This is a genomic window from Streptomyces sp. NBC_01241, from assembly GCF_041435435.1.
GTDB lineage: Bacteria > Actinomycetota > Actinomycetes > Streptomycetales > Streptomycetaceae > Streptomyces.
Map to the genome: position 1 here is coordinate 6,354,654 of NZ_CP108494.1, position 24,499 is coordinate 6,379,152.

Genomic DNA, 24,499 nt, shown 5'->3' on the forward strand with positions numbered 1-24,499 from the left:
GCACGTTCCCGAGCGGTACCGGCAGCGGTACCAGCAACACGGCGAGCGCCCGGCGATCTGCCGGGCGCTCGCCGTGTTTGTTACTCGGTGTAACGGTGGAACCCTGCACGCCAGGGCGGGTGCCAGGACAAAGTAGTCTTGAGCGCATGCCCGAACGCCGTACCGTCGCCCTTGTCACTCTTGGCTGCGCCCGTAACGAGGTGGACTCGGAGGAGCTCGCAGGCCGCTTGGCAGCGGACGGCTGGGAGCTCGTCGAGGATGCCTCCGACGCGGATGTCGCCGTCGTCAACACCTGTGGATTCGTCGAGGCCGCCAAGAAGGACTCCGTCGACGCCCTGCTCGAAGCCAATGATCTGAAGGACCACGGCAGAACACAGGCCGTGGTCGCCGTCGGCTGCATGGCCGAGCGCTACGGCAAGGACCTCGCCGAGGCCCTGCCCGAGGCGGACGGCGTCCTCGGATTCGACGACTACGCCGACATCTCCGACCGCCTCCAGACCATCCTCAATGGCGGCATCCACGCCTCGCACACCCCGCGCGACCGCCGAAAGCTTCTGCCGATCAGCCCGGCCGAGCGGCAGGACGCCGCCGTGGCGCTGCCGGGACACGCACAGGAGGCCGCTCCCGCTCCCGCCCCCGAGGATCTTCCCGAAGGTGTCGCTCCGGTCTCCGGGCCGCGGGCGCCCCTGCGGCGGCGGTTGGGCACCAGCCCCGTCGCCTCGGTGAAGCTCGCCTCCGGCTGCGACCGCCGCTGCTCCTTCTGCGCCATCCCGTCCTTCCGCGGCTCCTTCATCTCGCGGCGCCCCTCGGACGTGCTGGGGGAGACCCGCTGGCTGGCCGAGCAGGGCGTGAAGGAAGTCATGCTGGTCTCCGAGAACAACACCTCGTACGGCAAGGACCTCGGTGACATCCGGCTGCTGGAGACGCTGTTGCCGGAGCTCGCCGACGTCGAGGGGATCGAACGGATCCGGGTCAGCTATCTGCAGCCCGCGGAGATGCGGCCCGGCCTCATCGACGTACTGACCTCGACCCCGAAGGTCGCGCCGTACTTCGACCTGTCCTTCCAGCACTCGGCCCCTGGTGTGCTGCGGGCGATGCGCCGCTTCGGGGACACCGACCGCTTCCTGGAGCTGCTGGACACCATCCGGGGCAAGGCGCCGCGGGCCGGTGCCCGCTCCAACTTCATCGTGGGCTTCCCCGGCGAGACCGAGGCCGACCTGGCGGAGCTGGAACGCTTCCTCACCGGTGCCCGGCTCGACGCCATCGGCGTCTTCGGCTACTCCGACGAGGAGGGCACCGAGGCGGTCGGCTACGAGAACAAGCTGGACGCCGACGTCATCGCGGAGCGGCTCGCGCACATCTCCCAGCTGGCCGAGGAGCTCACCTCGCAGCGTGCGGAGGAGCGCCTCGGGGAGACCCTGCAGGTGCTGGTCGAGTCCGTCGACTCCACCGAGGACGAGCCGCGGGCGGTGGGGCGCGCGGCGCACCAGGCACCCGAAACGGACGGCCAGGTGCTGTTCACCGCACGCGAGGGCCTTGTGCCCGGCCGTATGGTCGAGGCAAAGGTGGTGGGCACCGAAGGGGTGGACCTGGTGGCCGAGTGTTCCGATCTCGTGGAGGCGGCCAGATGACGGGAGTCCCGGCATCCGCGGCAGGTGGCTCCGGCGCGAAGCCGGTCCGCGGCGGCAAGCTGGGCACTGCGGCCGTCAACCAGGCCAGTCTGTGGAACATCGCCAATCTGCTCACCATGCTGCGACTGGTGCTGGTGCCCGGCTTCGTGCTGTTGCTGCTGCACAACGGCGGCTACGACCCGGCCTGGCGGTCGTTCGCCTGGGCCGCGTTCGCCATCGCCATGATCACCGACCTGTTCGACGGTCATCTCGCACGTACATACAACCTGGTCACCGACTTCGGGAAGATCGCCGATCCCATCGCGGACAAGGCGATCATGGGTGCGGCGCTGGTCTGCCTGTCGTATCTCGGTGATCTGCCCTGGTGGGTCACGGGCGTGATCCTCTTCCGCGAGATCGGCATCACGCTGATGCGGTTCTGGGTGATACGTCATGCGGTGATTCCGGCCAGTCGCGGCGGGAAGATGAAGACTCTGGCGCAGGGGACGGCCGTCGGGATGTACGTCCTGGCGCTGACCGGTCCACTTGCCACCCTTCGCTTCTGGGTGATGGCGGTGGCTGTCGTGCTGACGGTCGTCACCGGGCTCGACTATGTGCGCCAGGCAGTCGTACTGCGGCGCAGGGGGCTGGCGGCGGAGAGGGCCACTGCTGCGGAGGCCGAGCGGTGACCGCCGCGGCCCGGGTGCTGGAGCTGCTCGTGGAGCGCGGTGAGACTCTTGCCGTCGCCGAGTCGCTGACCGGCGGTCTGGTCGCGGCGGAGCTGACGTCCGTACCGGGTGCTTCGCACTCCTTCCGCGGGTCCGTGACGGCGTACGCAACGCCCTTGAAGCGCGAATTGCTGGGTGTGGACGGCGCCCTGCTGGCGGCGCGCGGTGCGGTCGATCCGGACGTGGCGCGGCAGATGGCGACAGGTGTGCGCCGCGTTCTCGGGGCAGACTGGGGATTGGCGACCACGGGGGTCGCCGGCCCGGAGCCGCAGGACGGCAAGCCCGTGGGCACGGTCTATGTCGCGGTGGCCGGGCCGGACGGCGCGGAGAATGTCACCGCCTTGCGGTTGAACGGAGGGCGCGCGGACATCCGTAGTGAGAGTGTACGGAGCGTACTCGCACTGCTCTCTGCCGAACTCGGCAAGAATGCAAGGGCACAGGATACGGAACAGAACGGGGGGAATTGATGTTTGCAGCCCTGAGTGAACACGACATCGCTCCCCGCACGGCCGCGGCGCAAGGCGGTACGGTGGGGCGTGAAGGATGCGGCTACGCGGTCCGAGGAGGGAGCCACCGATGATTCTGCTCCGTCGCCTGCTTGGTGACGTGCTGCGTCGGCAGCGCCAGCGCCAAGGCCGTACTCTGCGCGAAGTCTCCTCGTCCGCCCGAGTCTCGCTCGGCTATCTCTCCGAGGTGGAGCGGGGGCAGAAGGAGGCGTCCTCCGAACTGCTCTCCGCTATTTGCGACGCGCTTGACGTACGGATGTCCGAGCTCATGCGTGAAGTGAGCGATGAGCTGTCGCTGGCCGAACTGGCCGAGTCGGCAGCAGCCAGCGATCCGGTGCCAGTGCCGGTACGCCCCATGCTCAATTCCGTCTCCGTGACGTCGGTGGCAGGTGTGCCGACGGGACGGGTGACCATCAAGGCGCCCGCGGAAGCGGTGGATGTGGTCGCCGCCTGACCCTCGTGGTCCGGTGTGAAGCGGAAGCCCCGGTCAGCCCCTCAGCGGGTGACCGGGGCTTTTGCGTGCCCCGGGTGGGCTCCGGGTGTGCTTCGCGGCGTGCTGTGGAAGGGGCATGGTCCGTTCTGGATGCGGCCCGGGAGTGTCTGGGCGAGACTGCGAACAAGAGCCCTGGATCACGAGGTCAGGAGGACCACGGTGGACCGACACGGTTCCGCGTGGTCCGACACGCTACGAGGCGGCCTCGCACGGTCCGAGGTGGCCTGCACGGTCCATGGTGGCCTCGCACGGTCCGAGGTGGTCCGGCAACAGTCTGTCGTGACCCGCCTGAAGTCTCTCGAGCGGCCTGATGCGGGCCGAACCGGCCTGAACCGGGGTGCCTGAATGCCCTCGGCTCAGGTGGAGCCGTGATCCGGAGCAAGCCCGGATCTGCCGGGTGGAGAGCGCACAACGGTCTGCTGCTGCGCATCGCGCGCCGGTGGTGCACCGGTGCGCCCTCCCGTCGGGCGAGCACGCCGGACTAGGTTCGGCCGGAGGAGGCAGCCATGGTACGGCGATGGGTGCCGGCGCTTGTTCTCGGCGGGGTGTGGTGGTGGGCCGTGCTGCGGCTCGTGCTGGAACCGGCCCATGCGGGGCTTGTCGAGGGTGCGGTGGCGGCGGGTGGATGGGGGCTGAGCCTCCTGCCCGTGCATGTTGCCGCGACCGCCGGGCAGGCGGGGGCGAGCGGGGTGGATGGAGATGCGGGCGCGGGACGGTGGTCCGCCCTGGCGCTGCGGTGTGCGGGGCGGTGGTCCGCTCCGGGAGTGCGGTGTGCGGGTTGGTGGGCCGGGGTGGGGATGCGGTGGCTGGAGCGGTGGTTCGCTTTCGGGATGCTGTGCGTGAGCCGGTGGTCCGCCGTCCTGAAGCCGTACGTGGGCCGGGTCCGGGCTACTACCAGGGCATGGATACGCCGCCGTTCGGGCGGAGGATCTGGCCGGTCATGAAGGCCGAGGCGTCGGAAGCGAGATGGAGCACGGTGTGGGCGACGTCCTCGGACTCGCCGACCCGGCCGAGCGGGGACATCCGCGCCATCGTGGCCTCTGCCCGGTGTTGCCGGTCCGCGTCATGGCGGGCGGTCATGGGCGTACGGATCCAGCCCGGGGCGACGGCGTTGACGCGGATGGAACGAGGTCCCAACTCGGCCGCGAGGGTCTTCGTCAGCTGGACGACCGCTGCTTTGGCCGTGCTGTAGCAGAGCAGCCCCGGGCTCGCGGCATCGACCGCTCCCGAGGCCATGGTGATCAGTGAGCCGGGTGCACCGCGCGCGATCATGGTGCGGGCCACTTCCTGGCATGCGTACAAGACGCCCTTGAAATTGACGGAGAGCACGCGATCGAGATCATCGTCCGTGGTCTCCAGGACGCTGCTCGTATGCATGACTCCGGCGATGGCGGCCAGGATGTCGAGGTCGCCCGCGGCGGTCACCGCGGCCCTGACCTGACCGCGGTCGGTGACATCGAGGGTGTGGACGTGGGATGTGCCACCCGCTTCGGCGATCAGATCCCGGGTCTCCAGCAGGCCCTTGTCGTCGAGGTCCGCGCAGTGAACGGTCGCACCCGCCGTCGCGAGCAGGACGGCGCTCGCGCGGCCGATGCCGCTCGCGGCGCCGGTGATGAACGCGGAGCGGCCCGTGAGGTCGTACGCGGTGAGGGACATGACCGGACGGTACGATCAGATCTGACGCCCCGTCAACTAGCTTGTGGGGCCCGACTGGCAGCGCGGACACCAGTAGGCCGGGCGGGCGTCCTGGTCCGCTGTGCGGATGGGTGTGCCGCAGCGCAGGCAGGGGCGGTTGGTCCTGCCGTAGACCCAGAGCCGCTCGCTCGGGCCGTATCTGCGGGGCGCGGCGCCGGTGGTCGTGCGCATGGGGCGGTCGCGGTTGGCTTCGAGGAGCTGCTTGGCCGTGGCGACGAGGCGCGCGGCGGTGGGGGAGGCCAGGTAGCCGACGGGGAGCCAGGGGGTGGCACGGGCGAGGAAGCAGAGCTCGGCCTTGTAGATGTTGCCGATTCCGGCCAGATTGCGCTGGTCCAGGAGCGCTTCGCCGAGGGGGCGGGCGGGGTCGCTGAGCAGATTGTGCAGAGCGGTGTCGGCGTTCCAGTCGGGGCCCAGCAGATCGGGGCCGAGATGGCCGACCGCCTGCTCCTCGTCCCGGGTGCGGAGGAGTTCGAGGACGGGGAGCCGATAGCCGACGGCCGTGTGCTCCGCGTTGGCGAGGACGGCGCGGATCTGGTGTGCGGGGCCGCCGCGCCAGCGCTCACCCGGGGCGTAGACGCGCCAGGCGCCGTCCATCTGCAGATGGCTGTGGAGGGTCAGGCCGCCCTCGATACGGGTGAGGAGGTGCTTGCCGCGCGAGATGACGTCCAGAACCGTCCGGCCGGTGAGGTCGGCGGTGGCGAACCGGGGGACGCGCAGGTCGGAGCGGGTGAGGACCCGGCCCGCGAGTGCGCTGTGCAGACGATTGGCGGTCTGCAGGACGGTGTCTCCTTCGGGCATGTCTCCATGATGCGGGGTTGGGGGGAGTGCGGGTGGTGGGTATGGGTGGGGCGGTGTGGTGCGGTGGGTGGGCGGGGGCGGTGCGGCGTGGCGCGGGGCGGTGCCGTGGGTGGAGCGGTGTGGTGTACGGGGCAGGACGCGCTGGTGGTTCAGGCGCGTAGGCGGAGTCCCCTCGGGGTGGCCAGGAAGCCGGCCGCTTCCAGCGTGCGGCCGAGCGGGGAGGTCAGGGACGAGGCGCCGTTGGTGCGCTCCACCGTGACCGTACCGAGTGCTCCCGCACGGGCGGCTGCCGCCAGGGCCCCGGCTGCCGCGAGGAGCGCCGGGTCGTCCGGATCGGTGGGCCAGGCCAGCAGCGTCTTGCCGCCGCGCTCCATGTACATCGCCAGTTCGCCGTCGACCAGCACCACCAGGGCGCCCGCCTTGCGGCCGGGCTTGTGCCCGGCGCCGTCCGGCGGTTCGGGCCAGGGGAGCGCCGCGCCATAGGCGTTGGCCGGGTCCGCGGCCGCGAGGACCAGGGCATGGGGTGCGGCGCCCGGTTCCGTACGGTCGCGGGCGGTGGACGTGGCACGCAGCCGGTCGACCGCGCCGTCCATCGCGAACTGCGCCGCTCCCAGGCCCTCGACCACGTAGCCGCGCCGGGCCTGTCCGTTGTCCTCGAAGGCGGAGAGCACGCGGTACGTGGCGGCGAAGCCGCCCTCGACGCCCTCGGCCTGGACCGCGCCGCGGGTCACCACCCCGTGGCGGTCGAGGAGCGTGCGCGCCAGGGCGTGCGCGCGGTGCGTGGGGTCGGGTTCGGTGGTGGGCAGCAGGGACCAGCGGCCTGAGACGGTGGGCGGGCCGGTGCGGGACGCGGGCCGGGCGGCGGCGGTGAGCGAGCCGTAACGCCCGCGCGGAATACTCCGCTTGGCGCGGTGGGCGGTCGACCCTGCCGTACGCCCGGATCCGAGGAGCGAACGCAGCGGGGCGAGCGTGTCATTGGTGAGCCGGCCCGACCAGGCCAGGTCCCAGACGGCATCGGCCAGTTGTGGATCGGTGCAGTCCGGGTGCGTGGTGGCACGCACCTGGTCGGCGATCTGCCGGAAGAACAGTCCGTACCCGCCGCTCAGGGCCGTCAGGACGGATTCGTGCAACGCGCTGAGTTCGAGCTGGTGCGGGGGCGCAAGGAGCAGGGGGGCGCTGTCGGCGAGGTAGAGGGACAGCCAGCCGTCCTTGCCGGGCAGGGCACCCGCGCCGGCCCAGACGACCTCGCCGGTGGTCGTCAGCTCGTCCAGCAACGCGGGAGCGTAGCCCGTGACCCGGCCGGGCAGGATCAGTTTCTCCAGGGCCGATGCCGGGACGGGCGCACCCTGCAACTGCTCGATGGCGCGGGCCAGTCCGTCGATTCCGCGCAGGCTGTTGTTGCCCATGTGCTGCCACTGGGGAAGAAAACCGGCGAGTGCGGCGGGCGGTACCGGCTCCAGCTCATGGCGGAGCGCGGCGAGGGAACGGCGGCGCAGTCGGCGCAGCACGGTGGCGTCGCACCACTCCTGGCCGATGCCGGCGGGGTGGAACTCGCCCTGGACGAGCCGGCCGGTCGCGGCGAGCCGTTGCAGTGTCCCGTCCGTGACAGCGGTGCCGAGGCCGAAACGGCCGGCGGCCTCGGTGGAGGTGAACGGGCCGTGTGTACGGGCGTATCGCGCGAGGAGGTCGCCGAGGGGGTCCTTCACCGGTTCGGTGAACGCCTCGGGGACGCCCACCGGGAGGGCGGTGCCCAGCGCGTCGCGCAGCCGTCCCGCGTCCTCGATCGCGGCCCAGTGGTCCGCTCCGCCGATCCGGACCCGGATGGCGCGGCGGGTGGCGGACAGCTCCGGAGCCCATGGCGGCCGGGCGCCGCGCGCGGCCAACTCCGGGTCGGTGAGCGGTCCGAGAACCCGGAGAAGATCCGCGACCCCTTCGACGTCCTTGATCCGGCGGTCCTCGGTCAGCCACTGGAGTTCCCGCTCCAGCTCGGACAGGACGTCGGCGTCGAGCAGCTCGCGCAGTTCTGCCTGGCCGAGGAGCTCGGCCAGCAGGTGGGAGTCGAGGGAGAGGGCAGCGGCCCGCCGCTCGGCGAGGGGTGAGTCGCCTTCGTACAGGAACTGGGCGACGTAGCCGAACAGGAGGGAGCGGGCGAAGGGCGAGGGCTCCGGCGTGGTCACCTCGACCAGCCGGACGCGGCGTGCTTCGAGGTCGCCCATGAGTTCCGTCAGCCCGGGGACGTCGAAGACGTCCTGGAGGCACTCGCGGACCGCTTCCAGGACGATCGGGAACGAGCCGAACTCGGAGGCGACCTGGAGCAGTTGCGCGGCGCGCTGGCGCTGTTGCCAGAGCGGGGTGCGTTTTCCGGGGCTGCGCCGGGGCAGCAGCAGGGCGCGGGCCGCGCACTCGCGGAACCGGGAGGCGAACAGGGCCGAACCGCCCACCTGCTCGGTGACGATCTGACTGATCTCGCCCTGGTCGAACGTCACGTCCGCGGCGCCGACGGGGGGTTGCCCGCTGTCGTACGAGGGGCCCGGCAGCGGTGTCGGATCCTGGGTGGGGCCCTGCGCCGGATCGAAGTCCAGGAGATCCAGGCCCATCAGATCGGCATCGGGCAGCCGCAGCACTATGCCGTCGTCGGCATGCATCACCTGGGCGTCCATGCCGTACCGCTCGGCGAGGCGGGCGTTCAGCGCCAGCGCCCATGGGGCGTGCACCTGCGCGCCGAACGGGGAATGGACGACGACGCGCCAGTCACCCAGCTCGTCACGGAAGCGCTCGACGAGGATGGTCCGGTCGTCCGGCACGTGACCGCAGGCTCGGCGCTGTTCGTCGATGTACGACAGGGTGTTGTCGGCGGCCCAGGTGTCGAGACCGGCTGCGAGCAGACGCTGTCGGGCGTCCTTTGGCGACAGCCCGCCGATCTCGCGGAGAAACGCACCCAGCGCACGCCCCAGCTCCAGCGGACGGCCCAGTTGGTCGCCCTTCCAGAACGGCAGTCGGCCGGGAACCCCGGGTGCGGGCGACACCAGGACACGGTCGCGGGTGATGTCCTCGATCCGCCAGGACGTGGTGCCCAGTGTGAAGACGTCGCCGACGCGGGACTCGTACACCATCTCCTCGTCCAGCTCACCGACCCGACCGCCGCCCTTCTTGGGGTCGGCGCCCGCGAGGAAGACCCCGAAGAGCCCGCGGTCGGGGATGGTGCCCCCGGAAGTGACGGCGAGCCGCTGGGCGCCGGGGCGGCCCGTGACCGTACCGGCCACGCGGTCCCAGACCACACGCGGGCGCAGTTCGGCGAAGGCGTCGGACGGATAGCGGCCGGCGAGCATGTCCAGCACGGCGGTGAACGCCGACTCGGGCAGGGAGGCGAAGGGGGCCGCGCGGCGGGTCACGACCAGCAGATCGTCCACCTGCCAGCTGTCCAGGGCGACCATGGCGACGAGCTGCTGGGCCAGCACATCGAGCGGATTGGACGGGATCCGGAGCGCCTCGATGGAGCCCTCGCGCATCCGCTCGGTGACCACGGCCGCCTGCACCAGATCGCCCCGGTACTTCGGGAAGACCACTCCGGTGGAGACCGCACCGACCTGGTGCCCGGCCCGGCCGACCCGTTGCAGCCCGGAGGCTACCGACGGCGGCGACTCGACCTGGACCACCAGGTCGACCGCCCCCATGTCGATGCCCAGCTCCAGACTGGACGTGGCGACCACGGCGGGCAGCCGCCCCGCCTTGAGGTCCTCCTCGACCTGGGCGCGCTGCTCCTTGGAGACCGAACCGTGGTGGGCGCGGGCCAGCAGCGCGGGGGCGCCCTTTGCTGCGCCCGACTGGGCCATGATCTCGGCCGGGGAGTGCGCCTCCGGCAGCGACGGATCGGACGTGTGCTCGTCGAGCACGGTGCCGGTGGCCCGCTCGTACGCGATCTCGTTGAGCCGGTTGCACAGCCGCTCCGCGAGGCGGCGGGAGTTCGCGAAGACGATGGTGGAGCGGTGCTCCTGGATGAGATCGACGATGCGTTCCTCGACATGGGGCCAGATCGACGGCTTGTCCGCCTGACCTGCCTGGTCGGGGTCGGTGGCGGGGGAGCCGCCGAGCTCGCCCAGATCCTCGACCGGCACCACCACCGACAGGTCGAACTGCTTGGTGGACGGCGGCTGGACGATCTCCACCTTCCGCTGCGGCGAGAGGAAGCGCGCCACCTCGTCGACCGGCCGGACCGTTGCCGACAGGCCGATCCGTCGTGCGGGCCGGGGCAGCAGTTCGTCGAGACGCTCCAGCGATACGGCGAGGTGGGCGCCCCGCTTCGTACCCGCTACTGCATGCACTTCGTCGAGAATCACCGTCTCGATGCCGGACAGTGCCTCCCTGGCCGATGAGGTCAGCATCAGGAACAGCGATTCGGGCGTGGTGATCAGGATGTCCGGCGGCCGGGTCGCCATCGAGCGGCGCTCGGCGGGCGGGGTGTCGCCGGAGCGGATTCCCACCCGGACCTCGGGCTCGGGCAGTCCCAGACGCACCGACTCCTGGCGGATGCCGGTCAGCGGTGAACGGAGGTTGCGCTCGACGTCGACCGCGAGGGCCTTGAGAGGCGAGATGTAGAGCACGCGGCAGCGCTTCTTCGCCTCGGCGGGCGGCGGGACGGACGCCAGCCCGTCCAGCGCGGCGAGGAACGCGGCCAGGGTCTTGCCGGAGCCGGTCGGCGCGACGACCAGCACGTCCGCCCCCTCGCCGATGGCGCGCCAGGCGCCTTCCTGCGCGGCCGTGGGCGCACTGAAGGCACCCGCGAACCAGCTGCGGGTCGCAGGGGAGAACGAGTCGAGCGCAGAGCCGGCCATGTCCCCCATCGTGCACCCCGCCACTGACAACGGCCGTGACGAGCAGTGGCGGCCGTCGGCGGAGACCAGCGGCGGCCACGCTCCGGAGCTGCGAGAATTCGGCCATGGTGGCCATACCGGAGTCGGGATCAAGGGAGTGGGCGAGGCACTGGCAGTACGCGGAGCTGCCCGACCTCGATCTGCTGCGTGCCCGGTACGTGCGCCACACCTTTCCGCGCCACAGCCACGAGGGCTATGTCTTCGGCACCATCACCAGCGGGGTGGAGGACGTCGGGCTGCCGGGAGGCACCGTCCACGCGGGCCCCGGCGACGTCGTCATGATCAATCCGGAGGTGCCGCACACCGCCCGTGCGGGGGTTCCCGAGGGCTGGGTGTACGCCACGCTGTACCCGTCTGCGCGGGTGATCAACGACATAGCGGCGGATACGACGAGCCTGCGTGGCACGGTCGGCTTCACCGAGACCAGCGTCGTGGACCCGTACGCGGCCCGGCTCATCGGCGAGGTCCACCGGGCCGCCGAGGAGGGCAACGCTCTCGCCGCCGACACCGTCCTACGGGTCATGGTCGTGCGGCTGCTCAGCAGGCATGGCAGTGTGCTGACCCTCCACGAGCCCCGCTCGGCGGGTGCACGGGATGCGGCGCGGGCCCGCGCCGTACTGGAGGGGCGTCTGGCGCAGCCGCCCACGCTGGATGCGTTGGCCGCGGAACTCGGCACCAGCCCGTTCGCGCTGCTGAGGGCCTTCAAGAAGCAGTACGGAATGCCGCCGCACGCCTGGCTCACCGATGCCCGGGTGCGGGCCGCGCGTCGGATGCTCGATGCGGGGACGGCGCCCGCGCAGGCGGCCGCCGAGGTCGGCTTCACCGATCAGCCGCATCTCAATCGTCACTTCACCCGGATCGTGGGGGTGCCGCCGGGCGCGTACCGGCGCGAACGTGCAAGAACGTACAAGACCGGTCGGGAGCTGCCCACGTAACGTTCCGGTCGTGGCAGAACAGACAACACACCCCCAGGGCGTCGGCGAAGCGGCCGGCGCACCCGACGGCAGCACGACCGTCCCCGCATTGCGGCAGGAAGCGGCAGAGGCAACGTCGGAGGCTGCCGGGGCGGCATCGGACGAGGCCGCGGCGAAGCCGGGGGCCGCCACGGCGAAGTCGGACGCGGCCGTCGTGCGCGACGCGCTCGGTGTCGGTATAGCCGTCGGGCTGTCCGGCTTCGCCTTCGGCGTGACCTCGGCCGGCTCCGGACTGAGCCTGTTGCAAACCTGTGTGCTCAGCCTCGCCGTCTTCACCGGCGCCTCGCAGTTCGCCCTCGTGGGCGCTCTCGCGGCGGGCGGCAATCCGTACACAGCGGCTGCCGGGGCCTTCTTCCTCGGCGTACGCAACTCGTTCTACGGCCTGCGGCTCTCCCAGCTCCTCGCGCTTCCGCGCGCACTTCGCCCCTTCGCCGCCCAGTGGGTCATCGATGAGACCACCGCCGTGACACTGCCGCAGCCCACCCGGCGGGCCGCGCGGATCGGTTTCGCCGTCACCGGGCTCACCCTCTACGTGCTGTGGAACCTGACCACGCTGCTGGGGGCCCTCGGCGCCAAGGCGCTCGGCGACACCGATGTCTGGGGACTGGACGCGGCGTCGCCCGCGGTCTTCCTCGCCCTGCTCGCGCCGATGCTGAAGAGCACCACGGAGCGCATCACCGCCGGAATCGCGGTCCTGCTCGCGCTCGGCCTGCTGCCCGTACTGCCCGCAGGCGTCCCCGTCCTGCTGTCCGCGCTCGCCGCACCCGCTGTTCTGTTTCTGAGCGGACGCCGGAAGAGAACGCACGGGGACGCGGAAACGAGTCGGGACGCGGAAACGATTCGGTGCGCGGCCGCAACGAAGGAGAACCGATGAACATCTGGATCGCAATCGGGCTGACCGCCATCGGGTGCTACCTCGCCAAACTGCTCGGCCTGTTGGTGCCGGCCGGTGTGCTGGAACGACCGCTCGCGCAGCGTCTCGCCGCGCTCCTGCCCGTGGCGCTCCTGGCCGCTCTCACCGCCCAGCAGACGTTCGGCGACGGGCAGCACCTGGCGCTGGACGCCAGGGGCGCGGGGCTGGCAGCGGCGGCGCTCGCACTGGTCCTGCGCGCGCCCTTCCTCGTGGTCGTAGGGGCGGCCGTGGTCGTCACAGCAGGGGTACGAGCCCTGGGCTAGACACCGCTGAGCACGTCTGAGGCGCGAGTGAGGCAAGTCGGTAAGGGGCGCGGTCTTATAGGGCTGCGCCCCTTACACACTTAGCCTTGATCCACCGATCTGATGGCTGTGGATGACTCTTCGAGAAACAAGGAAGTGCCTTGTGACCTGCGATGATGGGAGTTCTTGAGGCTTTCAGCACGCACGATCGGCAAGGCACTTCCGAGATGCAAGTTTCCCATACTCCAGCGGCGGCCTCCGCTGCGTTCGATGACCCGAATCTGGTCGCGCATGCCGGGCTGGTTCCGGTGATGCGGCTGGCCGAACGGTGCGGGCTGTCGGGCCTGGTGACGCAGAAGGTGAAGCTGAGCGGGACGAGGAACGGCGCGGGTGCGTCGGCGGACGCCAAGGTCAGCAGCATCGTGGCCGGCATGGCGGCGGGCGCGGACAGTATCGACGACCTCCATATCCTGCGGCACGGCGCGATGCTGGCCCTGTTCCGGGGGGTCCGTGCGCCGTCCACGCTGGGCACCTTCCTCCGTTCGTTCACCCACGGTCACGCACTCCAACTCCACGCTGTCCACCGCAGGTTCCTCGGTCAACTGGCCGCGCACGCCCCGCTGCTGCCCGGCGCCGGCGACAAGGCGTTCATTGATGTCGACTCCACCCACAAGCGGGTCTACGGCCGGGCCAAGCAGGGCGCCGAGTACGGCCGGTTCAAGGGCATCCGCACCCTGCACCCCCTGCTCGCCACGATCTGCACCCTGCATTCCCGGCCGGTGATCGCCACAGTACGGATGCGCCGCGGCAAGGCAGCCGATTCCCGTGGGGCCCCGAAGTTCGTCAGTGAGGCGCTGGCCACCGCCGTCGAGGCGGGCTGCACCGGCACCCGGATCCTGCGAGCGGACTCGCAGTTCTACAACGCCGGGGTGATCTCCGCCTGCCGCCGGGCCGGAGCCCACTTCTCGATTACCTGCGGGATGAACCCCTCCATCAAACGGGCCGTCCTCGGCATTCCCGACCAGGCCTGGCAGCAGATCACATACCCGACCGCGGTGCCCGATCCCGCAACCGGTGAACTCATCTCGGACGCCGAAGTCGCCGAGATACCCGCCTACACCGCCTTCGCCAGCCGCACGAAAGCGGAGCGGGTCACCGCGCGGCTGATCGTGCGCCGGGTCCGTGACCTGGCCAAACCCGCCGTTGTGGGTGAGCAGGGCGAGTTGTTTCCCGTCTGGCGCTACCACCCGTTCTTCACCGACCAGCCCGCACAAACCCTCCAGGCCGAACGCGAACACCGCCACCACGCGGTCATCGAGCAGGTCATCGCCGACAGCAAAGCCTCCGCCCTGGCCCACCTGCCCTCCGCACACTTCCACGCCAACGCAGCATGGCTCACCCTGTGGGCGATGACCTACAACCTGCTGCGGGCCACCGGCGCACAAGCCTCCGCCTTCCACGCCAGGGCCACCACCGCCACGATCCGCACCCACCTGGTCCACGTTCCGGCCCGGATCGCCCACTCCGCCCGCCGCATCACACTGCACCTACCGCACAACTGGCCCTGGCAGCACGCCTGGACACACCTGTTCTCCACCGCCCACGGACCGGCCGGCTGATACGAACAGCCCCTGCCCGCCCCGCCCGCAAGGGCCCGACCGGAACCGAACCGTGGAAAAGCTGGGCAGACCAGCGGACACAACCTGCCCTCACCCGACCACCCGACCCCAAGCCGATCAAAAGACCACTCTCAAACCACGTCGGTGGATCAAGGCTTAGGCGCACGTTCTCAGCCCAGGCTGCGTCCATGGGCCCGCAGTGTCAGGAGTGCCTTGAGCGTCACGATGGGCCGCCCCTCCAGAGCCGTCCCCGGCGCCCACTGCCGCCAGTTCACCGGCCAACCGCCGTCCGACTGCTGCTCGGCCGCGAGATGGTCGAGCGAGCGGGCCAGCTCCTCGTCGGTGAACCAGCTGCGGGCGAGCGAATCGGGCGTGCGGGCGTAGTCGTAGGGGAAGTGCTGCTCGCCCGGTGCGTATCCGGCAGCCACCGGGTACTCCGCGCGCCGCTCCGGATCCAGTACGGCGAGCCGCTGCTCCCGCACCAGTCGCCCGAGCCGGCAGGCCGCCGCCTTCGCACGGGCCCGGTCGGGGGCGCCGTCCAGGAAGGCGAGCGCCGCCTCGATCTCGTACGGATGCGACCGGTCCAGGGCGTCGACCGCCGCCCAGCAGAAGTCGGTCGCCCGGAACAGCCAGGCATGCCACACCGCATTGCGGTGCAGGAGCCCGACGACGGGTCCGGTGGCCAACAGCTCCGCGGGCGGGCCGTCGACGATCGGGATGAACGGTGCGGCCGGATAGCCGCGCTGTGACGGCAGGAGAGCGGGCAGCGCCCCCTCCTTCGTGGACACCTCGGTCAGGAAGCGACAGATGCGCTCCACCCGCGGCCCGTCGCAGCGGCCGATGGAGTCGAGGACATTGAGCGCGTGGGCAGTGTGCAGTGGCTGACTGACGGGGCCACGCAGATCGGGTTCTAGAGCGTGCCCGTATCCGCCGTCCTCATTCAGATAGGCGGCGAGTGCGGTCTCCACGGCGTCCGCACTTCCTTTCAGGAAGTGATGCGCGAACCGCCGCTGTTCTAGGACACGGGCCGTGAGCCAGATGAACTGCTCGGCACGGTTGAGGGGACTTGCTCCGGTTCCAGCCATGGACCGACCGTAGGGCGGTAAGCGCTCTCGGCAGGACGTAGCGGCCCGGCTGCACTCTCAGGAGCGGGATACTGAGGTCATGCGGTTGACGATTTTCTGGGAACGGATGGCGGACCACTTCGGCGCTGGGTACGCCGATTCCTTTGCGCGCGATCATGTGATGGCCGAGCTCGGCGGGCAGACGGTGCACCAGGCGCTGGCCACCGGCTGGGACGCCAAGGACGTCTGGCGGGCAGTCTGCACGGCAGTCGACATCCCCGCCGACAAGCGCTGACCCACGGCTCGTCAGCGGCCGGACCTGTGCTGTTGTCCGGGGCGGGCGGCTGCTTGTCACAGTCGTAGGCGAGACTGGAGCGGTGTCACCGACAGACGAGACAGCCCAGACCAGGACACCGCTCACCCAGCCCACCCCGGCCGCCCCGCCGACCGCGCCGTCCGGCACCGGGCCTGCCCGCATGCCGGCGTGGCTGCCGCGCGCGATGGTGCTCGCCCTGGCGCTCTACGCCTGTTTCAGGCTCGGCAGCTGGGCGTTCGACCAGCTCATCGGGCTGCTCATCAATGTGCTGATCGCGTTCTTCCTGGCGCTTGCCATCGAGCCCGCGGTGAGCCGGATGTCGGCGCGCGGCATGCGCCGCGGCTTTGCCACCTTCCTGGTCTTCCTCGTGGTGCTGATAGCCACGGCCGGTTTCGTCGCGCTGCTCGGCTCGATGCTCGCGGGCCAGATCGTCGACATGGTCGAGGAGTTCCCGAAGTATCTGGACTCGGTGATCAACTGGGTCAACCAGAACTTCCACACCGAGCTCTCCCGGGTCGAGGTCCAGGACAGTTTGCTGCACTCGGACTGGCTGCAGAAGTACGTCCAGAACAGTGCGACCGGAGTGCTCGCCATCTCCACCACTGTCCTCGGCGGCCTGTTCCGTCTTCTGACGATCTTCCTGTTCTCGTTCTACTTCGCCGCCGACGGCCCCCGGCTGCGGCGGGCCCTGTGTTCCGTACTGCCGCCCACCAGGCAGGCCGAGGTGCTGCGGGCCTGGGAGATCGCGGTCGACAAGACCGGTGGCTACCTCTACTCGCGCACCCTGATGGCACTCATCTCCGGGATCGCGCACTACATCCTGCTGGTGATCCTCGGCGTGCCGTACGCGCCCGCGCTCGCGATCTGGGTCGGCCTGGTCTCCCAGTTCATCCCCACGATCGGTACGTATCTGGCGGGCGCCCTGCCGATGCTGATCGCGTTCACCGTCGACCCCTGGTACGCGCTGTGGGTGCTCGGCTTCGTCGTGATCTACCAGCAGTTCGAGAACTATGCGCTGCAGCCCAAGCTCACCTCCAAGACCGTCGACATCCATCCGGCGGTCGCCTTCGGATCGGTCATCGCAGGTACGGCGTTCATGGGGGCCGTGGGTGCGCTGATCGCGATCCCGGCCGTCGCCACGCTCCAGGCGTTCCTCGGCGCCTACGTCAAGCGGTACGACGTGACCGACGACCCGCGGGTGCACGGCCGCCACCAGCAGCGTGGTGAGACGGCGCTCACCCGGCTGCGCCGGTCCTGGCGGACCGCCGAGAGCAGCGAGGCACACGGTGGACAGGGCACGACTCCGGAGCCGGAGACTCCGGAGCGCGCCTGACCACTTCACCCCTGGGGCCGTCCCGGCGACAGCCCGTCACGCCGGCCGGCCGGGTCCTGGATCTGCGGACCCTGTTCCCCTCTCGGGTTCGCAAGGGCGTGCCGGTCTCAGGTGTCCCGTCTTAAATGATCTGGTTCGGAGCCGGGCCGCTGACGTGCGGCGACAGTTCAGTTGAGACATGAGGGTGCCGGGAATCCCGGGTGATGTGGTCCTGGCTGGATGGATGCCGGATGCTGTCTCAGCTGATCTGGTCCGGCTCTGCTGTTTCGAACTGGAACCACGCCTGGGTCGGCAGCCACGACTGGTAGTCCCGGAAGATCCTTCCGAGGCCGTCGGACTGTTCTCGCGCGTCGAAGAACCCGCTGAGGAGGCGGTGGAGCGTGGTCACGGCGGCGGTGTCGGCCTGCTGGGTGAGGGGGTGGGCCCACCCCCTCACCGCCCGACTGACAACGGTTCCGGAACCCAGCGGGGCCGAGACCAGATCTGCCGTCAGTTCGTGCCGCCGGAGCAGGTGATAGAGCACCGGCAGCACCGCCGACCGGTCTCCGACCCGCTCAGCCCCGGTCGGAAGCCGCCGTGGTTCACCGAACACCTCCCGCAGCCGGTCCGCCACCGGCGCCCGGCAGCAGCGCGGATGACGGTAGCGGGCCAGCCGGCGCAGATTCGCCCGGAAGGGCTGCCTCAGGTCTCCGACCAGCCAGAACTGCCACCCCACCGACTCACAGATCCGCGCGGTGAACGCGAAGACCGCCGCGGCTTCCTCGTCGACCAGGTTCTCGGGCCGGACATCGACGACCACAGCGGTCCCGCCGGCCGGCCGCGCGAAGTAGTCCGGAGTGTGCTCGCGATCCCGTCCGCCATTCGGCCAGACCAGGCGGAACGGCTGGGAGGCCAGAGCCACGATGGCGGGATCGAAGTCCAGAGCCATTGCCGCGTTCCGCTCCACCCACGATTCATAGCCCACCAAAGACCGCGAGGTCGCCGCCCAATAGTCGCCCGTGAAGTTCTTCTGCCCCTTGAGCGTGGTGAACTTCCGGACCGGTGAGGCCAACTCGAAGGGCCCAACCCGATAGCCGCCCTCGGGCCTGCACTTGGCCGTGGACCCACCGGGACCGAGAGGTCACAGCCCCACCGAAGAGGGCCGCGGAAGGAATGGTCCTCCAATGAGTGCACCGAGCATCGGCAGCGCCGCCGTTTTCAGCCCGGAGGTCCTGCCAGGGCCTTGAACGCAGGGCGCAGTACGGCGGCGATGCGGTCGGCTGGGGCGCCACGAAGAGCGGCCAGGCGGAGGAACTGGTGGCCGATGGTGACGCCCAGCAAGGCGGTGACGAACAGTGCGGCGCGCAGCTCGGGGTCCTCGGCTGCGGGCAGGGAAGCGCTGACGCTGTCGATCTGCCGATCGAGAGTGACGCGGACGTGATCGGCTGCTGCCGGGTCGGTGAGCATGGAGCGCATCATCGCCAGCGTGCCCTCGGGAAGGCCGCCGAGCTTGAGGTCGAGCGTGGCCAGCAGCTGATCGACGAGCGCGTCGGTGTCAGTGGTTGCTGGCAGTACGGGAATCGCCTGCACGGCTTGGGTGAAAAGCTCGCGCTTCGAGCCGAAGTACTGCATGACCAGCGCCGGGTCGACGCTCGCCGCAGTCGCCACGGCACGGATGGTGGTGCGATCGAATCCCTTCTCGGCGAACAGCTCCCGGGCGCTGTCGAGGATGCGCGCCTCGGTCGCTCGGCGGCGGTCGGCGCGGGACTGGCGAGGAGTGGACACCGATTCACTCTACAGCCGTTGACTGAACTTCCAGCCGATCCTACGGTAAGTGGGTCAACAAGTGTTGAGTGAATGGAGGCGTCAGTGCCGCATGTGGATACACCTGCTGTTCGCACCCCTCGCGAGGTGCTGAACCGCTACTACCAGGCCATGCTCGACAAGGCCCCGGACGATCTCGCCGATCTCTATGCCTTGGACGCGGTGCACGAGTTCCCGTTCACTTCTCCTGGTTTCCCTCCGCGTTACGAGGGACGCGAGGCAGTGCGCGCGGGATACCGGGCGGCCTGGGGCGCAAGCCCCGTCCAGGTGCAGGAGGTCAGGAAGATCGCGGCCTACGAGACCGCCGATCCGGAAGTGATCATCGCCGAGCACGTCGTGGTAGGAAAGCTGCCGACCAGGCGCACCAACTTCACCGTCCCCGGTCTTTTGATACTCCACATCCACAGCGGACTGATCACGCGGGCCCGCGACTACATGGACAGCTCGGGAGTCGCCAGCGCCAGAGGATGAAAGCCGGACTGATACCAGACTGATAGGGGCGGACCGGCTCACCTGAGACCCAAGGTGAATCGGACCAGATCCCTTGAGACGGGACCGGTCCCTTGGAGGCGGGACATCAGGGGGCGTGCCGGTGCGGCGGACTCATCAGGGCTGTTCTGTGCCGTCGAACCTTGAGCGTGTGCCATCGATGGCCTGGGCGACGTTCGCTGTCATCGTCGCGAGGTCGACCTGCAGCGGGGGGAGGTCTGTCGCGGCACCGCAGATCCAGCGCACTCGCTCACTGCCCGGTTTGGCCCGGGCGACACCGATGGACGCCAGGGCGGGGTCGATGCCGACGACCTCGATCCCGCGGTCAGCCAACAGAAGTGCGAACACCCCTGTGCCGCAGCCGATGTCCAGTACTCGGCGCGCCTCGAACTCTTCCGCGATCCAGAAGTATGCGTCGATATCGCTGCGGCCGGGGTCGAGCAGATCGTAGATCGCGGCGAGCCGTGGATGCGCGAGGCAGTCGCCAGCCATGCGGCCGGACGTTTGCAGAGCCGGGTCCGAACAACTACCGAGTTTCGCTGACAGTTTTGAGGCGCGCTGTGAGAGTGGCCGGCGGCATCCAGACGTCGTGGTGGCCGACGAGGTCGCGCCATGTCTTTGTCGCGCCATGCCTCTTTGGGAGTCATTTGGCCGCAGAACCCGCGCCAAGAACAAGCAAAGCTGTTCTGAAGGACCAGCTCAAAAGGCCCTACCCGGGCGCGCGAGGGACGACCCCGTCCATGTCGGAATGCCGCACGTCGTGCCCCGACGGGGGCATGGTGTGCAGTAGCTCCAGTCGGCGCTGGACGGCTTCGACCGCCCCGGGACGTCGGCCAGGTACGTGGCGGCGCAATGAGACCAGGAGCGGGCCGAGTTCCCGGGCTCGCTGCGGGTCGAAAAGCTCCTGCCACTGGTGGTGGGCGCGGTCCACGGCGTCTTCTACAGTGGGGTCGCCCGGGGGCTGTTGCCGGGCAAGGCGGGCGTTGGCGGCAGCCATCCACAGCTCGCAGCTGAGCGCCGGATCGTCGGCGAGACGGGCGAGGTCGGCTCGGACCTCCAGCCAGTGGGTGGCCTGTACGGAGTCCGCGCCGTGGGTACGCAGAGCCCATTCCTCCCACATGGCTGCGAGCGACGCGGCCTCGCCGTGCCGCCCGGCACGGGTGGCGGCAATGATCGCCGGTAGCGGATCCTCTTCGGCCACCTCGGTGCTTACCGAAACCGGAGCCGGCGCAATTGGAACAGGTGCAGGCTCCTTGTGTGGCCGGTTCGGTACCTGGACAGCCGACGCCGCAGGGGTGGGGACGGCTGTGTAGTCGACGGCCAGGAACAGCGCGTCGTCGGGTCCGGCCTGGGCGGCGGCCTGTTCGTGGAGCTGGGCGAGCGGCGGGTTGAGGCCGCTGCGCCAGGTGGTGGCGAGGGCCTTCAGGTAGGTCGGTTCCGCGATTCGGCGGCGGGGCGGCGGGGTGACGCGGCCGTATACGCGCATTCCGTAGCCGAGAGCGAGACCCTCGGTACGGAGCTGCTGCCAGGCGTCCGGGGCGGCGACCACGTCAATGACGACGGTGGTGGTGCCCGGTCGGCGCAGTTTGAGTTCGCCGGCCAGCCAGTGCCAGGGCAATCCGGTGTAGCGCAGGGTGGTCGGTGTGGTCCGGGCGAGTGCGAGGTGGAGCAGGCGCTGCTTGCGGTCGAGGTGGAGTTGTCCGGTGATGTAGAGGGAGAGCGGGCCGGGTGCAGCGGCTGCGGCGCGGATGCGGGTGAGGACGGTCTGCGGGTCGGTCGGGTCGGCGAGTTCAACGATGGTGGCCGCCGTCGTGCCGGTCAGGATGCTGGTCGGGACCGCCGCGAGCGTGGGCAGGACGCTGGTTGCGTCGATGAGACAGTGCTTGCCGGCCGGGGCTGCCGCGATCAACAGCGCGGTCCCGGATGCCGTGTCCTCCCCGTTGATCATCACAACAGCACCGTAGCGGCTGCCAGGCTTGTGAATGTAACCAGCGGCCGCCTGGCCTGTCCGCGGCCGTCACGGTCTGCGGGTGTTCTCAGCCATCGCATGCAGGGAGCCGGGCAGTCTTCTCGGCAAGTGGCGTGTCGTCGCGTGAGGAATCTGATGATCTGCGGCAGCAGCCCTGTCCAGGGCGCCCGCGCATCGTCCACTGGAGAGTAACCGTGCACGACACCATCACTCTTGATGACGATCCCGACCTCGCACGCCTGGTCGATCTCATCGACATCCTTCCGCGTCCGGATGTGCCGGGCTTCCGGGGCGACGGTGATCACAGCATCGGGGCCACGATCGGGGACTGGCTCAATCGGGGACAGGCTCAAGGGAATTCTCAGTGGCAGCGGCAGAGGGCGAGCGACAGATGTCCGACTACCTCGCCGTCTATGTCCCGAAGTGCCTCGGGCGCGGCAACGAATACATCTCTGTGGAACAGATCACGCGCTACCTGACCGGGGTCCGTGGCCTGCCTGCCGCCGGCCACGCATGGGTGGAGGACGCCACACGTACCGCATGGATCCTGGTCAACCGTTACAGCCTCCCGAGTCGGCGCGGCACTCGCTCCCCAGGGTCGACCCTGGATCGAAAGCTGAGTATCGCTGCCGCCGCGGGCCGCACGGCTCGGTTCCTCCGTGGGCTGTGAGCCGTAAGGCAGGTGGGATCCTTCAGGGCTGGTCGGCCCGGTGCGGTGCGCTTGACAGTAAAATCGAACATCCATTCTCATGGGAATCTGGCCGGGTTTTCCCGGGCCCGACCGTGGAGTTGTCCACAGGCCGGGAGGACGTCGAGGCCCATTGTCAGTGGCAGGGGTTAGCGTCTTTGACGTGAAGCGATCGACTCAAGCAAATCGGGTGGAACCCATGGCAGGAACCGACCGCGAGAAGGCGTTGGACGCCGCACTCGCACAGATTGAACGGCAATTCGGCAAGGGCGCGGTGATGCGCCTCGGTGAGCGGCCGAACGAGCCCATTGAGGTGATCCCCACCGGGTCGACTGCCCTCGACGTGGCTCTCGGCGTCGGCGGCCTGCCGCGCGGCCGTGTGGTGGAGGTCTACGGACCGGAGTCCTCCGGTAAGACGACGCTGACGCTGCACGCCGTGGCGAACGCGCAGAAGCTCGGCGGCTCGGTGGCCTTCATCGACGCGGAGCACGCCCTCGATCCCGAGTACGCGAAGAAGCTCGGCGTCGACATCGACAACCTCATCCTGTCCCAGCCGGACAACGGTGAGCAGGCGCTCGAAATCGTGGACATGCTGGTCCGCTCCGGCGCCCTCGACCTGATCGTCATCGACTCCGTCGCGGCGCTCGTGCCGCGCGCGGAGATCGAGGGCGAGATGGGCGACTCGCACGTGGGTCTGCAGGCCCGCCTGATGAGCCAGGCGCTCCGCAAGATCACCAGCGCGCTCAACCAGTCCAAGACCACCGCGATCTTCATCAACCAGCTCCGCGAGAAGATTGGTGTGATGTTCGGCTCGCCGGAGACCACGACCGGTGGCCGGGCGCTCAAGTTCTACGCCTCGGTGCGCCTCGACATCCGCCGGATCGAGACGCTGAAGGACGGCACCGACGCCGTCGGAAACCGGACCCGCGTCAAGGTTGTGAAGAACAAGGTCGCGCCGCCCTTCAAGCAGGCCGAGTTCGACATCCTCTACGGCCAGGGCATCAGCCGCGAGGGCGGCCTGATCGACATGGGCGTGGAGCACGGCTTCGTCCGAAAGGCGGGCGCCTGGTACACGTACGAGGGCGACCAGCTAGGCCAGGGCAAGGAGAACGCCCGCAACTTCCTCAAGGACAACCCCGATCTCGCCAATGAGATCGAGAAGAAGATCCTTGAGAAGCTGGGTGTCGGGGTAAGGCCGGATGCCGATGCCGCCGAGACGGGTGCGGATGCGGCGGGCGGCGCCACGGCTCCGGCCGACAGCGCGAAGTCGGTGCCCGCTCCGGCCGGCAAGAGCAAGCCGGCCAAGACCGCGGCGGCCAAGAGCTAGACCATGACGCGTCGTACGGAGTGGCCGGTCAGTGCCGATGACCATGGCGCCGGTCCCGGTCCCGAATTCGCCGCCGGACACACGGCCGGATCCGAGGGCGCGTACGAGCCGGAGGCCGGTCCCGGTCACGGCGGCTCGGGCGCCGGATTCGGCGACGGGGCGGGGCGTCGTGCCCGTTCCCGTTCCAGGAGCAGCGGCTCCCCTTCCTCGTCGAGGGCCGAGAAGGGGGAGCCGCGAGACCCGGTCGAGCAGGCGCGCAACATCTGCCTGCGGCTGCTCACCGGGACCCCGCGCACCCGAAAGCAGCTCGCGGACGCCCTGCGAAAGCGGGAGATCCCGGATGAGGCGGCCGAAGAAGTGCTGTCGCGCTTCGAGGACGTCGGGCTGATCGACGACGCCGCATTCGCGGACGCCTGGGTGGAGTCCCGGCATCACGGCCGAGGGCTGGCCCGCCGTGCTCTCGTCCGTGAGCTGCGCACCAAGGGAGTGGACTCCGCAGTGATCGACGAGGCCGTCGGGCAGCTCGACTCCGATCAGGAGGAGATGACCGCCCGTGAGCTGGTTGAGCGCAAGCTGCGGTCCACTCGCGGCATGGACCGCGACAAGAGGCTGCGCCGCCTCGCGGGCATGCTTGCCCGCAAGGGGTACGGGGACGGAATGGCCCTGCGCGTGGTGCGTCAGGCGTTGGAAGAGGAGGGCGAGGACACGGAAGGCCTGGACGAGCCCTTCTGACCGGCGGTTCCGGCGGACGTTCGTGCGGGGCGGCCGGTACGCGGGGCGGCGGGTGCGCGGGAGGCTTTGCGCGGCGTGGCGGGTATGTGGGACGACGTTCGTTCGGGGCGTCGGACACACCGGGCGGTCGGTACGGGGCGGCGTTCGCGCGGCGCGGAGGGCACACGCGCGGGACTCAGGAGCACGGTTGCGGGGTGCCCGGGTGGGAGGGCCTGGGGCAGCGGGTGGGTGGGACGGTGGCCGAAACCGGTGCCGTCGCCGAAGGAACGGGCGAGAACCGAATCCGTGGTTCCGGTGCCGCCCATGCCATCGCGCGCTTGGGTGAGCAG

Annotated in this window: 21 protein-coding genes and 2 pseudogenes; 15 read left to right on the forward strand and 8 right to left on the reverse strand. The window is 69.8% G+C overall.

The window, feature by feature from the left end:
- Positions 1–146: 146 nt before the first annotated feature.
- From rimO to OG306_RS28615, 5 genes and pseudogenes are all read left to right on the forward strand, one after another.
- Positions 147–1,631 (forward strand): 30S ribosomal protein S12 methylthiotransferase RimO, encoded by a 1,485-nt coding sequence (gene rimO, locus OG306_RS28595; RefSeq protein ID WP_266749069.1) that lies wholly within the window; start codon positions 147–149, stop codon positions 1,629–1,631.
- A complete protein-coding gene (pgsA, locus tag OG306_RS28600) occupies positions 1,628–2,299 on the forward strand; it encodes a CDP-diacylglycerol--glycerol-3-phosphate 3-phosphatidyltransferase (protein ID WP_266749070.1) in 672 nt (223 codons plus the stop codon). Before rimO ends, pgsA begins: the two co-directional genes overlap by 4 nt.
- Positions 2,296–2,805 carry a CinA family protein gene (locus OG306_RS28605; RefSeq protein WP_266749071.1) on the forward strand — a complete coding sequence of 170 codons (510 nt, stop codon included), beginning with the start codon at positions 2,296–2,298 and terminating at the stop codon, positions 2,803–2,805. Before pgsA ends, OG306_RS28605 begins: the two co-directional genes overlap by 4 nt.
- Positions 2,806–2,914: 109 nt before the next feature.
- A complete protein-coding gene (locus OG306_RS28610) occupies positions 2,915–3,298 on the forward strand; it encodes a helix-turn-helix domain-containing protein (protein ID WP_018105285.1) in 384 nt (127 codons plus the stop codon).
- A gap of 545 nt (positions 3,299–3,843) precedes the next feature.
- Positions 3,844–4,053 (forward strand): annotated as a pseudogene (locus OG306_RS28615) (hypothetical protein); the annotation flags it as partial.
- A 175-nt stretch (positions 4,054–4,228) separates the two neighbouring features.
- On the opposite strand, the gene OG306_RS28620 reads toward OG306_RS28615, so the two are convergent.
- The 3 genes from OG306_RS28620 to OG306_RS28630 form a co-directional block, all read right to left on the reverse strand.
- Positions 4,229–4,993, reverse strand: coding sequence for an SDR family NAD(P)-dependent oxidoreductase (locus tag OG306_RS28620; RefSeq protein ID WP_266749072.1), 765 nt, complete (start codon positions 4,991–4,993; stop codon positions 4,229–4,231).
- 36 nt (positions 4,994–5,029) lie between these two features.
- Positions 5,030–5,830: a DNA-formamidopyrimidine glycosylase family protein gene (locus tag OG306_RS28625; RefSeq protein WP_266749073.1), complete on the reverse strand. Its 801-nt coding sequence runs from the start codon at positions 5,828–5,830 to the stop codon at positions 5,030–5,032.
- 149 nt (positions 5,831–5,979) lie between these two features.
- On the reverse strand, positions 5,980–10,662 hold the full coding sequence (locus OG306_RS28630) for an Lhr family helicase (protein ID WP_266749075.1): 4,683 nt from the start codon (positions 10,660–10,662) through the stop codon (positions 5,980–5,982).
- Positions 10,663–10,766: 104 nt separating this feature from the next.
- Here OG306_RS28630 and OG306_RS28635 point away from each other — a divergent pair, with 104 nt between their 5' ends.
- The 4 genes from OG306_RS28635 (at position 10,767) to OG306_RS28650 (ending at position 14,449) form a co-directional block, all read left to right on the forward strand.
- Positions 10,767–11,636, forward strand: a complete 870-nt coding sequence (locus tag OG306_RS28635; RefSeq protein WP_266749077.1) for an AraC family transcriptional regulator — start codon at positions 10,767–10,769, stop codon at positions 11,634–11,636.
- Positions 11,637–11,724: 88 nt separating this feature from the next.
- On the forward strand, positions 11,725–12,549 hold the full coding sequence (locus OG306_RS28640) for an AzlC family ABC transporter permease (protein ID WP_266752505.1): 825 nt from the start codon (positions 11,725–11,727) through the stop codon (positions 12,547–12,549).
- On the forward strand, positions 12,546–12,851 hold the full coding sequence (locus OG306_RS28645; RefSeq protein WP_266749078.1) for an AzlD domain-containing protein: 306 nt from the start codon (positions 12,546–12,548) through the stop codon (positions 12,849–12,851). The genes OG306_RS28640 and OG306_RS28645 overlap by 4 nt, the downstream gene beginning before the upstream one ends.
- A gap of 206 nt (positions 12,852–13,057) precedes the next feature.
- Positions 13,058–14,449 (forward strand): IS1380 family transposase, encoded by a 1,392-nt coding sequence (locus tag OG306_RS28650; protein WP_266749079.1) that lies wholly within the window; start codon positions 13,058–13,060, stop codon positions 14,447–14,449.
- Between the two features lie 170 nt (positions 14,450–14,619).
- On the opposite strand, the gene OG306_RS28655 is transcribed toward OG306_RS28650, so the two are convergent.
- Positions 14,620–15,534, reverse strand: a complete 915-nt coding sequence (locus tag OG306_RS28655; protein WP_266749081.1) for a hypothetical protein — start codon at positions 15,532–15,534, stop codon at positions 14,620–14,622.
- Between the two features lie 79 nt (positions 15,535–15,613).
- On the opposite strand from OG306_RS28655, the gene OG306_RS28660 reads away from it, so the two are divergent.
- Positions 15,614–15,808: a DUF3046 domain-containing protein gene (locus OG306_RS28660; RefSeq protein WP_266749082.1), complete on the forward strand. Its 195-nt coding sequence runs from the start codon at positions 15,614–15,616 to the stop codon at positions 15,806–15,808.
- 181 nt (positions 15,809–15,989) lie between these two features.
- On the forward strand, positions 15,990–17,162 hold the full coding sequence (locus OG306_RS28665) for an AI-2E family transporter (RefSeq protein WP_266752506.1): 1,173 nt from the start codon (positions 15,990–15,992) through the stop codon (positions 17,160–17,162).
- A gap of 238 nt (positions 17,163–17,400) precedes the next feature.
- On the opposite strand, the gene OG306_RS28670 is transcribed toward OG306_RS28665, so the two are convergent.
- Complete coding sequence (locus tag OG306_RS28670; RefSeq protein WP_266749083.1) at positions 17,401–18,213, reverse strand: TnsA-like heteromeric transposase endonuclease subunit; 813 nt, start codon at positions 18,211–18,213, stop codon at positions 17,401–17,403.
- A 146-nt stretch (positions 18,214–18,359) separates the two neighbouring features.
- The gene (locus tag OG306_RS28675; RefSeq protein ID WP_266749084.1) at positions 18,360–18,926 is read right to left on the reverse strand and encodes a TetR/AcrR family transcriptional regulator; all 567 of its coding nucleotides are present in this window, start codon (positions 18,924–18,926) and stop codon (positions 18,360–18,362) included.
- 84 nt (positions 18,927–19,010) lie between these two features.
- Between OG306_RS28675 and OG306_RS28680 the strand changes: the two genes are divergently transcribed.
- Positions 19,011–19,436, forward strand: coding sequence for a nuclear transport factor 2 family protein (locus tag OG306_RS28680; RefSeq protein WP_266749086.1), 426 nt, complete (start codon positions 19,011–19,013; stop codon positions 19,434–19,436).
- A 177-nt stretch (positions 19,437–19,613) separates the two neighbouring features.
- On the opposite strand, the pseudogene OG306_RS28685 reads toward OG306_RS28680, so the two are convergent.
- Together OG306_RS28685 and OG306_RS28690 are read right to left on the reverse strand one after the other, a co-directional pair.
- Positions 19,614–19,946: pseudogene (locus tag OG306_RS28685) on the reverse strand (class I SAM-dependent methyltransferase); the annotation flags it as partial.
- Between the two features lie 217 nt (positions 19,947–20,163).
- Positions 20,164–21,402, reverse strand: a complete 1,239-nt coding sequence (locus OG306_RS28690; RefSeq protein WP_266907586.1) for a hypothetical protein — start codon at positions 21,400–21,402, stop codon at positions 20,164–20,166.
- Between the two features lie 412 nt (positions 21,403–21,814).
- Here OG306_RS28690 and OG306_RS28695 point away from each other — a divergent pair, with 412 nt between their 5' ends.
- The 3 genes from OG306_RS28695 to recX all read left to right on the forward strand — a co-directional run bounded on the left by OG306_RS28695 (position 21,815) and on the right by recX (position 24,170).
- Positions 21,815–22,093 (forward strand): hypothetical protein, encoded by a 279-nt coding sequence (locus OG306_RS28695; protein ID WP_266749087.1) that lies wholly within the window; start codon positions 21,815–21,817, stop codon positions 22,091–22,093.
- Positions 22,094–22,310: 217 nt separating this feature from the next.
- On the forward strand, positions 22,311–23,438 hold the full coding sequence (gene recA, locus OG306_RS28700) for a recombinase RecA (protein ID WP_266749089.1): 1,128 nt from the start codon (positions 22,311–22,313) through the stop codon (positions 23,436–23,438).
- 3 nt (positions 23,439–23,441) lie between these two features.
- Entirely contained in the window at positions 23,442–24,170 is a 729-nt protein-coding gene (gene recX, locus OG306_RS28705) for a recombination regulator RecX (protein ID WP_266749090.1), read from the forward strand.
- Positions 24,171–24,499 lie beyond the last annotated feature (329 nt).

Excerpts from the sequence above, each read along its gene's own strand:
- rimO (WP_266749069.1), top strand. The coding sequence starts at position 147 with ATGCCCGAACGCCGTACCGTCGCCCTTGTCACTCTTGGCTGCGCCCGT.
- pgsA (WP_266749070.1), top strand. The coding sequence starts at position 1,628 with ATGACGGGAGTCCCGGCATCCGCGGCAGGTGGCTCCGGCGCGAAGCCG.
- OG306_RS28610 (WP_018105285.1), top strand. The coding sequence starts at position 2,915 with ATGATTCTGCTCCGTCGCCTGCTTGGTGACGTGCTGCGTCGGCAGCGC.
- OG306_RS28620 (WP_266749072.1), bottom strand. The coding sequence starts at position 4,993 with ATGTCCCTCACCGCGTACGACCTCACGGGCCGCTCCGCGTTCATCACC.
- OG306_RS28625 (WP_266749073.1), bottom strand. The coding sequence starts at position 5,830 with ATGCCCGAAGGAGACACCGTCCTGCAGACCGCCAATCGTCTGCACAGC.
- OG306_RS28630 (WP_266749075.1), bottom strand. The coding sequence starts at position 10,662 with ATGGCCGGCTCTGCGCTCGACTCGTTCTCCCCTGCGACCCGCAGCTGG.
- OG306_RS28635 (WP_266749077.1), top strand. The coding sequence starts at position 10,767 with ATGGTGGCCATACCGGAGTCGGGATCAAGGGAGTGGGCGAGGCACTGG.
- OG306_RS28645 (WP_266749078.1), top strand. The coding sequence starts at position 12,546 with ATGAACATCTGGATCGCAATCGGGCTGACCGCCATCGGGTGCTACCTC.
- OG306_RS28650 (WP_266749079.1), top strand. The coding sequence starts at position 13,058 with ATGCAAGTTTCCCATACTCCAGCGGCGGCCTCCGCTGCGTTCGATGAC.
- OG306_RS28655 (WP_266749081.1), bottom strand. The coding sequence starts at position 15,534 with ATGGCTGGAACCGGAGCAAGTCCCCTCAACCGTGCCGAGCAGTTCATC.
- OG306_RS28660 (WP_266749082.1), top strand. The coding sequence starts at position 15,614 with ATGCGGTTGACGATTTTCTGGGAACGGATGGCGGACCACTTCGGCGCT.
- OG306_RS28665 (WP_266752506.1), top strand. The coding sequence starts at position 15,990 with ATGCCGGCGTGGCTGCCGCGCGCGATGGTGCTCGCCCTGGCGCTCTAC.
- OG306_RS28690 (WP_266907586.1), bottom strand. The coding sequence starts at position 21,402 with ATGATCAACGGGGAGGACACGGCATCCGGGACCGCGCTGTTGATCGCG.
- OG306_RS28695 (WP_266749087.1), top strand. The coding sequence starts at position 21,815 with ATGTCCGACTACCTCGCCGTCTATGTCCCGAAGTGCCTCGGGCGCGGC.
- recA (WP_266749089.1), top strand. The coding sequence starts at position 22,311 with ATGGCAGGAACCGACCGCGAGAAGGCGTTGGACGCCGCACTCGCACAG.
- recX (WP_266749090.1), top strand. The coding sequence starts at position 23,442 with ATGACGCGTCGTACGGAGTGGCCGGTCAGTGCCGATGACCATGGCGCC.